General features: G+C 40.4%; 14 protein-coding genes. All 14 read left to right on the top strand.

All coding sequences use genetic code 11. The annotated features are described in order from the left end of the window. The first annotated feature begins 182 nt into the window (after positions 1–182). Positions 183–1,499: an amidohydrolase gene (locus SporoP8_RS08740; protein ID WP_085132145.1), complete on the top strand. Its 1,317-nt coding sequence runs from the start codon at positions 183–185 to the stop codon at positions 1,497–1,499. A gap of 116 nt (positions 1,500–1,615) precedes the next feature. Then, positions 1,616–3,184 carry an ABC transporter substrate-binding protein gene (locus SporoP8_RS08735; RefSeq protein ID WP_085132144.1) on the top strand — a complete coding sequence of 523 codons (1,569 nt, stop codon included), beginning with the start codon at positions 1,616–1,618 and terminating at the stop codon, positions 3,182–3,184. 95 nt (positions 3,185–3,279) lie between these two features. Continuing rightward, a complete protein-coding gene (locus SporoP8_RS08730; protein ID WP_085132143.1) occupies positions 3,280–4,230 on the top strand; it encodes an ABC transporter permease in 951 nt (316 codons plus the stop codon). Positions 4,231–4,245: 15 nt separating this feature from the next. Beyond that, positions 4,246–5,148: an ABC transporter permease gene (locus SporoP8_RS08725; protein WP_085132142.1), complete on the top strand. Its 903-nt coding sequence runs from the start codon at positions 4,246–4,248 to the stop codon at positions 5,146–5,148. Between the two features lie 39 nt (positions 5,149–5,187). Continuing rightward, positions 5,188–6,210: an ABC transporter ATP-binding protein gene (locus SporoP8_RS08720; protein ID WP_085132141.1), complete on the top strand. Its 1,023-nt coding sequence runs from the start codon at positions 5,188–5,190 to the stop codon at positions 6,208–6,210. Further along, a complete protein-coding gene (locus SporoP8_RS08715) occupies positions 6,194–7,189 on the top strand; it encodes an ABC transporter ATP-binding protein (protein WP_085132140.1) in 996 nt (331 codons plus the stop codon). Before SporoP8_RS08720 ends, SporoP8_RS08715 begins: the two co-directional genes overlap by 17 nt. A gap of 21 nt (positions 7,190–7,210) precedes the next feature. Beyond that, positions 7,211–9,004 (top strand): S9 family peptidase, encoded by a 1,794-nt coding sequence (locus tag SporoP8_RS08710; RefSeq protein ID WP_085132139.1) that lies wholly within the window; start codon positions 7,211–7,213, stop codon positions 9,002–9,004. A gap of 21 nt (positions 9,005–9,025) precedes the next feature. Further along, positions 9,026–10,270: a M20/M25/M40 family metallo-hydrolase gene (locus SporoP8_RS08705; RefSeq protein ID WP_157111243.1), complete on the top strand. Its 1,245-nt coding sequence runs from the start codon at positions 9,026–9,028 to the stop codon at positions 10,268–10,270. A gap of 171 nt (positions 10,271–10,441) precedes the next feature. Then, positions 10,442–11,872 (top strand): sensor histidine kinase, encoded by a 1,431-nt coding sequence (locus tag SporoP8_RS08700; RefSeq protein WP_157111242.1) that lies wholly within the window; start codon positions 10,442–10,444, stop codon positions 11,870–11,872. Next, positions 11,865–12,434 (top strand): ANTAR domain-containing response regulator, encoded by a 570-nt coding sequence (locus SporoP8_RS08695; RefSeq protein WP_085132138.1) that lies wholly within the window; start codon positions 11,865–11,867, stop codon positions 12,432–12,434. Before SporoP8_RS08700 ends, SporoP8_RS08695 begins: the two co-directional genes overlap by 8 nt. A 160-nt stretch (positions 12,435–12,594) precedes the next feature. Beyond that, positions 12,595–13,863 carry an ethanolamine utilization protein EutH gene (gene eutH / locus SporoP8_RS08690; protein ID WP_085132137.1) on the top strand — a complete coding sequence of 423 codons (1,269 nt, stop codon included), beginning with the start codon at positions 12,595–12,597 and terminating at the stop codon, positions 13,861–13,863. A 22-nt stretch (positions 13,864–13,885) separates the two neighbouring features. Further along, entirely contained in the window at positions 13,886–14,227 is a 342-nt protein-coding gene (gene eutS / locus SporoP8_RS08685; protein WP_085132136.1) for an ethanolamine utilization microcompartment protein EutS, read from the top strand. 12 nt (positions 14,228–14,239) lie between these two features. Further along, positions 14,240–14,737, top strand: coding sequence for a EutP/PduV family microcompartment system protein (locus SporoP8_RS08680; RefSeq protein WP_085132135.1), 498 nt, complete (start codon positions 14,240–14,242; stop codon positions 14,735–14,737). 163 nt (positions 14,738–14,900) lie between these two features. Further along, complete coding sequence (locus SporoP8_RS08675) at positions 14,901–16,346, top strand: ethanolamine ammonia-lyase reactivating factor EutA (protein ID WP_085132134.1); 1,446 nt, start codon at positions 14,901–14,903, stop codon at positions 16,344–16,346. The last annotated feature ends 4 nt before the right edge of the window (positions 16,347–16,350 follow it).

Raw genomic sequence — 16,350 nt, 5'->3', positions numbered from 1 at the left:
ACAAACAGTTCATTATAAAGATACCAATGGTTCAGAACCTGGGAGTTACAACAGTTTCTGGGCATTGGTTTCTTTTTTATTTTCGAATTTATTAAAAAGTATTGACAATAATATGAATTGAAATTATTATTAACGGAATGATAAAGGAAATGTCCTTTAATAAATTAGAGAGAAGGTTTTTTATGGATAGTCAGCAAACTCGGTCTATCGATGAGTTGATTCCCTTAATGACTTGTTGGCGCCGAGATCTTCATAAGTATGCAGAACCTGGCTGGCTGGAGTTCAGAACTGCATCTATTGTGGCAGATGAATTAGAGACTCTTGGTTTTGAATTGCAACTGGGTAAAGAGGTTCTTGATGAACAGTCACGTATGGGTGTTCCTTCCGATAAGATACTTGCCATGCATGAACAAAGGGCAATTGATGAAGGTGCAAATAGAAAATGGATGGATTATTTTACTGGTGGTTACACGGGGGTAGTAGGGACAATTCGAATGAATAAACCGGGTCCCACTGTTGGCATTCGTTTTGATATGGATGCGCTTCATATTAATGAAAGCGCTGACATCAATCATGTGCCAATGAAGAAAAATTTCGCTTCTATTCATAAAGGAGAGATGCATGCATGTGGACATGATGCGCATACATCGATTGGGCTTGCCATAGCGAATTTTCTTGCGAAAAATCGTGACCATCTTGTGGGCACATATAAATTAATTTTCCAACCTGCCGAAGAAGGCGTAAGAGGAGCAAAGTCGATGGTCGCAGCGGGAGTTGTTGATGACGTAGACATCTTCCTAACATCACATGTAGGTATTAATGTTGATTTAGGAACGGTGGTCAGTGGAATTGATAATTTTCTTGCCACTACGAAATTCAATGTTGTATTTGAAGGCAAAGCTTCCCATGCGGGTGGTTCCCCGGAAGAGGGTAAAAATGCTTTACTGGCTGCAGCCTCAGCGGTACTCAATCTGCACAGCATTCCGAGAAGTGGTAAGGGTCAATCACAAATAAATGTAGGCAAATTAAGTTCGGGCTATGATCGTAATATTATTCCTGCTTTTGCTGAAATGCTGGTAGAAACGCGTGGAGAAACGACAGAAATCAATACATATATGGTGGCAAAGGCAATGAATATTATCAAGGGCGCTGCACAAATGTATGGTATTGACTATAAAGTGGACATTGTTGGAGAGGCGAATACGAGTCAATCCAGTAAACGATTGAAGAATTATATTCAAAACGCCTTAGATAACGTGCCAATTGTAGATGAAGTATTAAATAGTGCACCATTTCCTATAGGTTCAGAAGATGCAACATATATGATGAATCACGTGATTGAAAATGGTGGACTTAGTACGTATATGATTTTTGGTACAGAACTTGCTGCAGGTCATCATCATGAGAGATTCGACATAGATGAAAAAGTATTAGAGATAGCGCTATCATCTTACATTGAAATCATTGGAGGGATTGCCAAATTCCATGCTGAAAAATGAATTTTAGTAAGAAGTATTAACATTGCGGAAAGATATTTTGTTAGTAATGAATATAGGTTAACTGAAAATGAAAGCGCTTCATTATACTGAGAAAATAATAGGTTGGAGGAGAAGTTATGAAAAAGATTAGTATTTTATTGTGGGCATTCGCTTTACTATTTGCACTTGCAGGGTGTGGTAAAGATAGTGGGAAAACAGCAGAAGGAATATCAGAAGCACCGGATGGCGGAGAAGTGAAAGTAGCAATGAGTGCTCAACCACCGACGCTGGATGTTCAATTGACTACTTCAACAGACGCAATTGATGTTGCGATCAATATCTACGAAACACTTGTAGCTCAAAATAGTAAACAACAGGCAGAACCTATGCTTGCAGAAAAAATAGAGAAAAGTGATGACGGACTTACATATACATTCGAATTACGAAAAGGAGTCAAATTCCACAACGAAAAGGAAATGACTTCTGAAGACGTAGTAGCTTCTATGAATAGATGGTTAGAAAAATCATCCCGCGCTCTGCTTCTCTTAGAAGGTACAAAGTTTGAAGCGACTGGTGACTATACAGTCGAAATGAAATTACAGACTCCGGTAACTGATGTACTGGATATTATGGCAGGCCGTGGTCAATTCCCTGCTATCATGCCATCTGAAGTTATAGCTTCCGCAAAAGAAGATGGCGTAACAGAAAATATTGGTACGGGCCCATTTAAGTTTGTAGAGTGGAAGCAAGACCAGTTCATCCGTTTGGAGAAATTCGATCAGTATACAGCAGCTGAAGGCGATTCGGACGGTTTGGTTGGAGATAAAAAACCACATCTTGATGCGATTGAATTCCATATCGTAACAGATTCTTCTACTCGACTTGCAGGTATTCAGACTGGTGAATACGATATCGCATTGAATATGCCATTTGACAGCTATGATCAATTGATTAATACGAAGAACTTAAATACATTCTCCTCTTTTGATAGCGGAACCATCAGCGTTGCGTATAACAAAAAGACTGGTGTAATGAGTAATCAAGCCATTAGACAGGCAATTAATGAAGGGATCGATGCTAACTCCATTATGCTTGCAGCAGTAGGAAATGAAGATCTATATAAACTGGATGCTGGCTACATGAGTCCCGAAAATGAAGATTGGGCAACAGATGCGGGAAGCGAGAGCTACAACCAAAACGATCCCCAAAAAGCGAAAAAGATGTTAAAAGACGCGGGCTATAAAAACGAAGAAGTTGTCGTTTATTCTACTAAAGACTATGATCACCACTACAATGCAGCAGTCGTACTAAAAGAACAACTTTCACAGATGGGTGTCAACGCGAAGTTAGAAATATACGATTGGCCCACATTACTGGAAAAACGCTCAAACCCTGATAACTGGGATCTTCTCCTTGTTGGTACAGGATATGTTACGACACCATCTCAGTTGCTGGTGTTGAATCCGACGTACTCTGGATGGACAGATGACGAAAAAATTACGGCTTCACTTGAAGAAATTCGTGTAGCGGAAACAAAAGAAGATGCCTTGGCGCAATGGAGTGATTTACAAGCGTATATGTGGAATGATTATTTACCACATACATTATTCGGACACTATGCTTCCATCATTACTACTACAGATAAAATAGAGAACGTCGAGATCTTAAATACAGCATTACTTTGGAATGTAAAGAAAAATAATTAATTCTGGGAACGGCTCTTACGTAGAAGTTAGAGCCGTTATTATTTAAGGGAGCAGAGCAATCTGCCTACTACGTATTGATTAGGAGGAAAAAGTTAATGAGATCATACTTTATAAATAGATTACTATCTTTGATCCCTGTTTTATTTATAGTTTCCGTTATCATTTTCATGATTATTCATTTGACGCCCGGTGATCCGGCAGCAATGTTGCTGGGAGAAGAAGCGAGTGAACAGCAAATTCAGGATTTACGAGAAGAGCTTGGCTTGGATTTACCCATTATTACGCAATACGGTCATTGGATTCTAAATGCGCTGCAAGGTGATTTAGGAACATCTTATTTCATGAAGCAACCCGTGATCGACGCGATTATGAGTCACTTGGCACCAACCGTTTCGGTAGCTATTATTGCAGCGTTCATCTCATTGATCATTTCGATTCCGATTGGTATTTTGGCTGCAACACGTAGAGGAACGAATACGGATCGTACAGTGATGGGTATTTCTTTACTCGGTATGAGTGTACCCAGTTTTTTGCTCGGTCTATTCTTGATATTGCTGTTCGGTGTTAAACTTCAATGGTTACCTGTAGCAGGCTACCAGCCATTGAGCTCAGGATTTGTTGAACATATTAAATATTTAATCTTACCCTCTATTGCTTTAGGTTCTATGCATGCGGCATTAATCGCCAGAATGACTCGTTCCAGCCTATTAGAAGTTCTTAATATGAACTATATTAAAACTGCTAGATCAAAAGGTGTAAGCGAATTTCTAGTCGTAATGAGACACACATTGCGTAACTCTTTTCTTCCAATATTAACCGTTATCGGACAAACATTAGGAGCACTTATTGCCGGTGCTGTCGTAACAGAAACAATCTTTAACATTCCCGGTATCGGTCAACTTATCATTAACTCCGTAGAACGCAGAGACTATGCAGTCATTCAAGGTGTTGTTCTGTTTGTTACATGTACATATGTATTCATCAATTTGATTATTGATTTACTTTACGGTGTAGTAGATCCGCGTGTTCGTTTGAATAAAAAGTAATGGGGAGGGATGAGCATGAATCTTATTCAAGAAAATAATGTATTGCAGGATGAATTTATAGAAGCAAAGAAGCGTTTAAAGAAACAACAAAGAACTTTGATGGTCAGAAGGATCATGAGAAACCGTGGTATTGTAATTGGGGGAATCACGATGATTTTCCTATTATTATTGGCTATTGTCGGTCCCTTTCTCATTTCTTATGGACCCTACGAAATGATTGTAACAGATCGCTTGCAAGCTCCAAGCGCTGCACATTTGCTTGGTACAGACAACTTTGGCCGAGATCTGTTAACAAGGATGGCATACGGTGCGCGTGTATCGCTGAGCGTTGGCTTATCAGTTGCTGCATTGGCATGTTTCTTTGGAATGATTTTTGGCCTGTTAGCGAGCTATTACCGCGCGCTTGACAATATTTTAATGAGAATATGCGATGGACTTATGGCGATACCAGGAGTTCTTCTTGCAATTGCTTTAGTGGCAGCACTTGGACCAAAAAAAGAAAACGTAATCATCGCGTTAACGATTGTATTTATTCCAAACGTAGCACGTGTAGTACGGTCAGCAGCGCTCGTCGTACGAGAAGAAACATATATTGAAGCAATACGTGCTCAAGGGGCAAAAACTTGGAGAATTATTGTATTACATATTGCACCAAACACTATTGCACCGCTAGTAGTTCAGGCATCTTTTATTTTTGCTGATGCCATTATTACGGAAGCGGCTCTAAGTTTCCTTGGTGCAGGAATTCCGGCACCTGAACCCAGCTGGGGTAATATCTTGCATGATGGCAAGGTAGTTATATTTAGTGCATGGTGGATGACGGTATTCCCTGGAATCCTGATTGTGCTGTCCGTCTTAGGGCTTAATTTACTGGGTGATGGAATTCGCGATTACATTGATCCGCATACACGTAAATAATAGAACGATGAGCAACGCAGTGAAAAGGAGGCTTACTTCATGGCTGGAAATAAACTATTGGATGTTAGAAACTTGAAGACGCACTTTAATACCGAGACGGGACGTGTAACTGCTGTCGATGACGTATCATTTCATGTGAACAGCGGGGAGATATTAGGTGTAGTAGGGGAATCGGGTTGCGGGAAAAGTGTTACATCCCAGTCTATTCTGCGATTATTTGACGAGAAATACTTAGTTGAATATGAAGGAGAAATCATATTTAGAGGAGATACGGATTTGCTGAAGCTGTCTCAATCTGAAATGCGAGATGCCCGTGGTAATGAAATCTCTATGATTTTCCAAGATCCACTCAGTTCATTAAATCCGGTATTGACAATCGGGTTTCAAATTGCCGAGTCGATTATGCTGCATCAGAAGGTATCCAAAGAAGAAGCGTATAAGCAAGCTGTGGAGATGCTAAAGTTGACGGGTATTCCCGCGCCAGAGAAAAGAGTACATGATTACCCCCACCAACTATCGGGTGGGATGAGACAACGTGTAATGATTGCAATGTCCTTGGCTTGTAATCCCAGATTATTAATTGCTGACGAGCCAACTACAGCTCTTGACGTAACAATACAATCGCAAATATTAGACTTGATAAAAGATTTAAATGAGCGGTTTAATATGGGAGTTGTATTTATCACGCATGATCTTGGCGTAGTGGCTGAGCTTTGTGATCGTGTAGTTGTAATGTATCTAGGACAAATTGTTGAAGAGGCAGACATTTACAGCTTATTCGAAAACCCGTTGCATCCTTATACTAAAGGGTTGATTAAATCAATCCCGCAAATGGATGGTGACAGAGGAGAAGAACTTCATGTCATTAAAGGGATTGTACCGTCGTTGGATAATGTTCCACAAGGCTGTCGATTTGCGGCAAGATGTGAATTTGCGGATGATTTATGCAGAACAAAAGTGCCTGAACTCGAAGTAGCGAGTGATAGCAAGAAAGTCAGATGCTGGCATTTTGAAGAAATTGCAAATAGAGAGGGGGCGGCGGAATATGCTACAGCAAAATGAGTCAGAACGTAAAGTTCTTTTAGAAGTGAAGGGATTAAAGAAGTACTTCCCTGTAAAAGGTTCAATGGGAATGCTAAAAAGCAATCAACAAGTTGTAAAAGCAGTGGATGATTTGAACTTTACGTTATACGAAGGTGAAACGTTTGGTCTCGTAGGAGAATCTGGTTGCGGTAAAAGTACTACCGGTCGGACAATCATGAGATTGATGGAGCCTACTGAAGGGGAAGCAATTTATCGGGAAAACGATATTTTTCAGCAGTCGCATAAGGAAATGCGTAAAACTCGTGAAGAAATCCAAATGGTGTTTCAAGATCCTTATTCATCATTGAATCCAAGAAAAAGAATAGGTAAAACATTGGAGGAACCTTTAATTATTCATGGGCTTGGTGAGCGGAAAGAACATACTGAGCGTGTGATGGAAATTATGCAAAAGGTCGGTCTTCAATTAGACCATTATTATCGATATCCTCATGAGTTTTCTGGTGGACAGCGTCAGCGAATTGGTTTGGCTAGAGCGTTGATTGCAAATCCAAAGTTAATTATTTGTGATGAACCTGTCTCTGCACTTGATGTTTCGGTCCAATCGCAAGTTATCAATTTATTACAGCGCATGCAAAAGGAATTTAAACTGACGTATTTGTTTATCGCCCATGATATTAGTGTGGTTCGTCATATTTCTGACCGTATTGGCGTCATGTATCTTGGTAATTTAGTAGAGACCGCACCTACAGAAAAGTTAATTGAGAATCCATTGCATCCTTATACACAAGCACTTTTATCTGCAATACCTATGCCAAATCCAAGAATTAAAAGGGAGAGAATTACATTAAAAGGTGAGATTCCATCTCCTTTAAACCCTCCTTCTGGTTGTGTATTCCATACGCGCTGTCCTTTCGCAATGGATAAGTGTAAGGAAATCAAACCGCAAAGCAGAGAGATTGAAAAGGAGCATTTTGTTTCATGTCACTTATATGAGTAATATCGTGCAGGAGGGATATGTATGTCGGAAGAAGAAATCTTAGTAGACTTTTTAAAAGTGAATTCCGCTTTTCAATCACAAGCTATTTCTGGAAAAGGTGAATTCACGTTCCTGTCTAAGTTCACAGGGAAAGCCGAACTTTGGAAGTTGAATGAAAAGAATAAACCGGAACAGATTATTGAAACGCCTGATCGTGTAATGGATGTTTATCACAGTCCAAAAGGCGATTGGACTGTGATTGGCATGGATTGTAAAGGAAATGAAAAACAACAAATATATGCATATCGCATTGGTGATGAAAAGAAAGAATTGGAAGCTTTGGTGGTGTCACCAAACCACTTCCACCATATCGGGGGCTGGTCTCCTAACGGCAAATTTCTATCCTTTTCGAGTAATAGAAGAGGTACAGGTCTTTTTGACGTGTTTATTGTTGATATTGATACTAGAGAAATTAAGAAAGTATATACGCACGATGCAAACTGTATACCGGTAAGCTGGATCAATGATGAAAGCTTAATTGTAAGCAGTAAAGTAACGAACATCGATAGTGTGCTGTGTATAATACATATCCATGACGGTTCAACAAGTATTATTGGAAATCAGGATGTTTCTTCGCGATATGAAATGCCGATTGCCAACCCGCTTTCAAATGAGGTGTATGTATTAAGTGATTACAAAGAAGAGACCTTACATCTATGCAAGTTTTCAGCAGATCAACCCGGACAAATTGAAAAACTACTTCACTGGGAAAAGTGGGATATAGAAGAAATCAGTCTTTCACCTGAAAAGGAGTTACTCGCCTTTACGTTGAATGAAGGAGGTATTAGTCGTTTAGGACTTTATTCTCCACTAACACAAGCCTGCGAGTTAGCCGATAGTATTCCTAAAGGCGTTATCAGCTCCATGTCGTGGCTTACAAGCGAAACTCTTATCTTTACGTTAAAAACTCCTGTGGCGCCGGGAGATATTTGGAGTTATGATGTGATTCGAAAAAAAGTGAAACGACAAACTTTTATTGGTCAATCAAAAACTGTCGGAAAACTTTGGCGTGAGCCGGAATTACGTACGTTTCATTCATTTGATGGATTGGAGATTCCTTACTTTTTCTATAATCAACATGAATCAGTTAATCAGCCAGCTGTGATTTATGTACATGGCGGGCCTGAATCTCAAACAAAAGCCGAATACAATCCCGTTGTCCAATACTTAGTGCACAAGGGAATGGCTGTTGTGACACCAAATATTCGTGGTAGTAACGGTTATGGCAGATCATTTCTACAACTGGATGACGCTGAAAAACGCTTGGATGCGGTTAAAGACCTGGCTTGTTTAGCGAAAGAATTAACAGAGTCACATCACGTGGCTGAAGACAAAATTGGTATTATAGGCAGAAGCTATGGCGGCTTTATGGTCCTATCTGCTTTGACACATTATCCTGAGCTGTGGGCGGCAGGGGTCGATATCGTCGGTATGTCAAATCTGAAAACATTTTTACAAAACACAGGAGAATGGCGCAGGTATTTACGTGAGAGTGAATATGGTTCATTGGAACACTATAGCCATTACTTTGATAAGATTGCTCCTATGAATTTAACGGATAAAATTAAAGCTCCTTTATTAGTTTTCCATGGACGTAATGATACACGGGTGCCAGTAAGTGAAGCGCAGCAGCTAGTAGATGATTTACAATCACGTAACTCGCCGGTGAAGTTTATTGTTTTCGAAGATGAAGGCCATCATACAGAAAAAACTTCAAACCAAATTACGATGCATATGGAGACTGTCGCATTCTTTGACCGATATTTACGCGTATGAAAACTTTAGGAGGTAGTATTAATGATATTAGTAAATAGTATGACTTCTGATGTAATGAATGTACTTCTTAAAAATGAGCAAGTGCAAGCAGGACTGGATTTTCTTGAGTCTGATAATATGAATACGGCGGAAGAGCAAATAGAAATTACCGCAATTGAATCACCAACTTTTGAAGAGCAGAACAGAGGTAGTGTTTACAAAAAGAAATTGCAGGAACTAGGAATTGACGATGTGAAAATGGATGAAGTGGGAAATGTTTTCGGTATTAGAAGAGGTACCGGAAACGGACCTTCACTAGTCGTCTGTGCACATTTAGATACAGTATTTCCAGCAGGAACAGACGTAGTGGCAAAACGTATAGATGGGAAGATATTTGCACCTGGTATTTCTGATGACGGAAGGGGACTGGCATCGGTACTGACTATCATACGTGCCCTTAATGCCAGTGCTATCAAAACAACTGGTGATCTCATAATTGGTGCCACAGTCTGTGAAGAAGGGCTAGGCGATTTAAAAGGAGTAAAACATCTTTTCGATACACGAGATGATATTGACGGATTTATATCTATCGAACCCGGTAACCCAGAACGCATCACATATTTAGGTACAGGTAGCAAACGTTATATTGTGACGTATAAGGGACCTGGTGGACATAGCTTTGGGAGTTTTGGGACAGCGAATCCAATCCATGCACTTGGTCGTGCGATTGCTGAAATATCCTCTCTGGAAACCCCAGCAATACCTAAAACCACCTTTAATGTGGGAGTTATAAATGGAGGGACCTCTGTCAATACGATTTCAGAAACAGCCTCCATGACAATCGATCTTCGTTCCAATGAACAGCGAGAATTGGTTAAGTTGGAAGAGAGAGTTTTGGATATTGTACATAAGGCTGCGAATGCAGAGAATGCATGTTGGGGAAAGAATGATGAAGTAATAGTAGAATGTAAAGCAGTAGGTAGCCGGCCAGCCGGTACTCAAAGTGAAGATTCCTGCATCGTTCAGACCGCGCTAGCGTCTACAATAGCTCTAGGATTTGAACCCGTTTTAGATGAAGCCTCCAGTACAGACTCAAATGTTCCAATTCATCTAGGAATCCCTGCAGTTACGCTTGGAGGGGGCGGAGATGCAGGAGGCTTTCATACGTTAGAAGAGTATTTTGATCCAACAGACGCACATTTTGGTGTGCAAAAAGTGTTTTTAACGATTATTGCACTCCTCGGTTGTGACGGAGTTTCCAATCCGTTGCTTGAGCGTCGAAGATAACAAATACATTTACATCATTAGAAAGGAGAAAAGTTTTTGGACTTTCTCTTTTCTTTTATATTCCTGGTATGTATGAATAATAGTTTGCAATTGACCTCTTCTGCTAACAGCCCTATACTAATTCTACAAAGTCGGAGAAGCAGTACTTCCCCAGAGTAAGGTTGTGGCGCAGTGGTAAAATCAACAGTAGAGCAACTTTGTAAACAGCATACGGAACTGACTGATCAAGATGTGCAGATTCTTCAGGAAATGGCGTTTAGTTTGCAGACTTACGCTGATTTATCGGATTCATATATGTTCATTGATTGCAAATTAAAACCAAGTAACCAAGCAATAGTCGTTGCGGAGGCTTTTCCAGTCGGTAGTACACCGCTATATAATAACTCGGTTATTGGAAAGATTGTTTTTGAATCTTTTGAGCCAGGTGTATTTTATTCTTATCGCAACGGAAAAAAGTCGATCATAAGACAGGCGATGACACAAGAAGGTATCGTGGTGGACCAGACCGTGGTACCAATTAAGAATACAAACCATCAAGTGATTGGTGTACTGATTTCAGAGAAGCAGGTTGTTTCACCGACTCCAACAGGCAATGTACAGAAATTTTCGGTAGTTACAGAAACCGCGGAAGATCAGATGACAAATTCGGGACTGGGTGTAGTTTCGGACTTATTGATGGAAATGCTCATTTTGACAGATGAAAGTAATCGGTTGGTATACGCGAATCCTTCAGGGTTAAGACTCATTTCTGAAATGAGTGAGAAAGATGATGTGCTTAACCGTGATTTATTAGAATTATTACCTTTTTTGAGGACGGTTTATGAGCAGGAAGATGATGTGTTTGTTTTTGAACTAACAATCCAGCGGAAAAACTTAATAGTGAAAAAGATAAGAATGCGTGAAAAAAATAAATCTCAAGAAACGTTGTTGATTATACAAGATATTACCGAACTTCGTACAAAGGAAAAAGAATTGATGATGAAGTCAGTCGTGATAAAAGAAATACATCATCGTGTAAAAAATAATCTGCAAACAGTTGCAAGCTTGATAAGGCTGCAAATGCGTAATGGTATGCCGGCCGAAAGTCGCTCTTCATTTGAAGAAACACTTAATCGTATATACAGTATTTCGTCTGTTTATGAAATTATCCTCACTAAAGAACATGCAGATGACGATGATGTAAATATCATAAATTTGACAAGAAAAATATGCTCAACTATGGTGCTGAATGAATATAATTTGAAAGTAGACTTGATTATTGAGCCGAATAACAATAAAATAGTAACAACCTCTAAGAAAGCGGTTTCAATCGCGCTTATCGTCAATGAGCTTATACAAAACTCTTTAAAACATGCATTTCAAGGCAAAGAAGAGGGGATTATTGATGTGGAATTTACCGTGGAAAATGATTTTGTAGAGATTCATGTGTCCGACAACGGCGTTGGAATGAAGAATCCGCAAACATCTCTTGGTACGGAAATCATTCACAATTTGGTTACCAATGACTTGAATGGTGAGTTTCTATATGTGCCCAGGGAGATCGGAACTCATGCAGTAGTTAATTTTCCAGTGGGTGCGGAGGTGGAAATTTTTGATGAGTAAACGAATCTTGATTGCGGAAGACGAATCCATCATTCGCATGGACCTGAAAATGACCTTGCAAGACCATGGCTATGAAGTAGTTGGGGAAGCAGGCGATGGGGACAGGGCGATCGAGCTAGCCTTCTTGCATAAACCGGATTTGATTTTGATGGATATCAAAATGCCGAAGATGAACGGTCTGAAAGCGAGCCGTATCATTGGAGAACAACTGGATATACCTATTCTCATTATCACCGCGTACAGCCAAAAGGAATTCGTAGAAAAAGCACAACAAGACAATATAGTTGGCTATTTGGTCAAACCTATATCTGAATCCAATTTAATACCGGCAATCGAAGTAGCTCTTCACCAATCAGACAAAGCAAAACGGCTGAAGAAAGATGTTCAGCAGGCTAAGCAAGAAGTGGAAAAGCGAAAAGTCATAGAGCGGGCAAAAGGTATTCTGATGAACATGGAGCAATTAACCGAGCAACAAGCTTTTAAAAGAATGCGTGATACGAGTATGTCTCGGCAAATGACAATGGAGTCACTTGCCATGGAAATTATTGATTCGCACAAGTAAATAGATCTAAGCAAAGACGCTTAAAGAGATACATTCTTTAAGCGTCTTTTTGTCTTCTTTTTTCGCGAATAACACACGAATAGTGATAAGAGGGCGGTGTTTTTTAGACTAGGATTAAGTAAAAGACTACACAATATGACAGTAAGAGGGGGAAACTCAGATGGAAATGATCGGCACGGTGATTGTGTATATCATCATGGCCTGTGCAGTTGCAGGGGCATTTGCTTCAATCAAAAATCCGGAAGAAGGATTAGGTAAGGAATTCATGTCTGGATTACACGCAGTAGGACATATCTTCGTTCCTGCGGCGGGAATTATGGCGTCCATACCATACTTAACGTGGTTCATCAGTAAATTTATCGGTCCCATTTTTAACTCAATAGGAGCAGATCCAGCTATTGCAGCAACGACGATTTTGGCTTCAGATATGGGCGGATATCAGTTAGCAGAAGCTTTGAAAGTAACAAATGAAGGATGGATTATGGCGTTAATCGTCGGTTTTATGTCTGGTGCAACCATTGTATTCTCTATTCCAATGGGACTTGCGATGCTAGATAAGCGTGACCATAAATATATGGCGCTTGGTATCATGTCAGGTGTATTAACGATTCCAATAGGTGCTTTTATCGCATCTGTTTTAGTAGTGTTATTTAACACTGATGTGCGTGATGTAATTAGCACGACTGCTACATCCAATTATGAGTTTGCAATTAGTTATTTACAGATCTTTATAAATTTATTGCCATTATTAATATTTGTTGTGTTGATTGCAGTCGGACTGAAGTTCTTCCCGCGTATGATGATTAACGGGTTTATGATTTTTGGCCGCGTGATGGACGCTGCTATTAAACTAGTGTTAGTGTTCTCTATTGTTGAAATATTTACAGGCATTTTCACTAAAATCTTTGGTGTTTGGGGCTTCGATCCCATTATGGCAGATAAAGCAGACCAGTTCCGTGCACTTGAAACGGCGGGGTACATTGGTATCATGCTAGCGGGTGCATTCCCAATGATTTATTTGATTCGGAAGTATATGGGAAGACCTTTAGAATCTGCGGGGAAGAAAATTGGGCTTTCACCTGAAGGTAGCGCTGGTCTACTTGCAACCGTCGCAAATATCTTGGCGATGTTCTCATTGGTTCGTTATATGAGGCCAAAAGATAAAGTTATTAATATTGCGTTCGCAGTCTGTGCTGCATTCTTGTTGGGCGATCATTTATCGTTCACAGCGAATTTCCAGCCAAATATTATTTTACCGGTTATACTAGGTAAATTAAGTGCAGGAATCATTGCAATTATTATTGCGTACAAGCTATCTGTACCAACAGCATTAAAGCTAGAGAAGCAAGATCGTGAAGCTGGAATTATTAAAAAAGGTGAGTACGATACTGAAAACATTGAACCAGAAGCTTCTGCTACTAAAGTATAAAACTATATAGGGTGTGTGTATAATGAGCGAAGAAAAGAAACGATTTATACAGGAATTTGTTCCAGGAAAACAGATTACACTCAGTCATTTGATTGCTAATCCCGATCCTGATATGTTTCAGAAGTTAGGCATCCAAGAGGCCGGTGCCTTAGGTATCCTCACTTGCACACCGAGTGAAACGGTAATTATTGCAGGTGACTTGGCTACGAAAGCAGCGAATGTTCGCATTGGATTCCTCGATCGATTTACCGGTAGTCTTGTCGTTGTAGGTAGTGTTTCGGAAGTAGAGATGGCTATGCTAGAGATAAATCGCTTTTTATCGGAGAAGTTAAAGTATACGCCAGCTGAAATTACAAAATCATAAGGAGTGAGGACGATGCGAAACAAGGCGATGCTGATCGGTGCGGTACGGGCGGGAAAGTCTACATTGACAAATGCCTTATTGGGCCGAGAAGTAGAAGCTTTCAAAACGCAAACGCTCAGTTATTATGATTGGATTGTTGATACTCCGGGCGAGTACACAGAAAATCCAATGTTCTACAAAAATATTATGGCTACCGCGCTTGAAGTAACGCACGTATTGTATTTGCAAGACGCAACGAGTGAGAAGCTTATTTTCCCGCCAGGTTTCAGCATGGGCATCCCGAAACTACCCATTGGAGTGATCACCAAATGCGACCTTCCGGATGCGGATATAGATCGTTCACTTGGCATGTTAAAGACTGTCATGAACGAAGGGCCTATCGTTATGGTTTCTTCTAAAACGGGCATGGGCATCGAACATCTTAAGGAATTGACAAAGCTTAACGACCTTCAAGCGATGCGACATTACGCAGAGTCAAAAGCTGACCAGCACTTGATCTTTCTCGGCTAATATTCTTTACAGGTAAGTAGGAATTTGATATAGTAAATTTCATACAAGTGAATAAAAACGGCAAAGGCGCCTTTACATCCCGTGGAAAAATCCATGGGTTTGTAAAGGCGTCTTTTTTATATCAAAAGTGGAGGACAATAAGTAATCAGAAAGGAGTGTGGGCGTGAGCAATTTCAATAAGCACGAAACCATTATTAGTGCAGGAATTGATATTGGCACAAGCACGACGAAACTGATTATCAGTCGATTTTCCCTACGTAATGTGGCGGGCGCAACACATGTGCCAAGAATAGAAATTACAGACAAAGAAATACTTTATAAAAGTCCGGTATTCCGAACGCCATTACAAGATGCAGTGACGATTGATGTAGCAGGTGTCCAAGAGATTATACGCAGAGAATATGAAAAAGCCGAAATCCAGCCTTCTCAGATCGAAACAGGAGCTGTTATTATTACCGGTGAAACCGCTACCAAGCGAAATGCCAGTGAAATGTTGCATCTTTTATCTGATGAAGCAGGTGATTTCCTCGTAGCAACGGCAGGCCCTGACTTAGAAGGCATCATTGCAGCAAAAGGATCAGGCAGCTATGAATTGTCTGGAAAAAGTGGGCAAGTAATCGCCAATATAGACATTGGCGGCGGAACGGCAAATATTGCAGTGTTCCAAGACAAGCAACTGCTTGGCACATGTACGATGCATATTGGCGGTCGCTTGATCGAATTTGAACACGGAAAAGTCCGTACAATTTCACCGCCTGTCGAACGGTTATTGCAAGACCAAGGCTATACGTTACAAGTTGGAGATCCACAAAATGCATCAGCAGTAACTTTTGTAACGACTTATATGGCAGAAGCGATGGCACGTATTTTGAAAAATGAAGTTCATGCTCAAGATCAAGTGCTGCTGCTCGGTCATGAACCGAACTGGTTGCAGCCGGTCGATACGATCGTCTTTTCAGGTGGTATATCCGAATGTATGTATCATCACACAACTGAAGAAGTTCAAGAAGCGAAGTACGATGATATTGGAATTCAACTCGCGGAAGCGCTGCTACAAAATACATCGTTGCAACACTTTACTTGGCAGGAGCCAGTGGAAACTGTGAGGGCTACTGTGTTGGGAGCTGGAACACAGACTACTGAAATTAGCGGGGCTACCATACAGGTTGCACCACATGAGTTGCCATTAAAGAACATCCCAATTTATCAATACGACTTTGAAGAAAATCTGGAGACAGGATTATCCCAGTTCGAAGATGCGGTTCAGCAGGCAGTTACTTTATACGATTCAGCAAAAGAAGGGCAAAACTTCGCACTTTATCTATCCAATCTTCCCTATCTCGGATTTCGCGATGTGCAGAAACTGGCTAGTGCAATTGTTCAGATCATGAACGAGAGGCCGCGACCTGAACAACCGATTATATTGGTCATTCAATCAGATCATGCCAAAGTGATTGGCCAAACACTGGCAGCGTTACACGTGAAACAAAGTATTATTTGTATAGATCAAATCAATGTGGAAACAGGCGATTACATCGATATCGGCAATGCGCTCACTTCAGGCGTCGTGCCGGTCGTCGTGAAAACCTTAACTTTCCATACAACGTAAAGGA

It is taken from the genome of Sporosarcina ureae, assembly GCF_002101375.1.
In the GTDB taxonomy this organism is placed as follows: Bacteria; Bacillota; Bacilli; order Bacillales_A; family Planococcaceae; genus Sporosarcina; species Sporosarcina ureae_B.
This window is presented reverse-complemented; position numbering and strand designations above follow the sequence as displayed.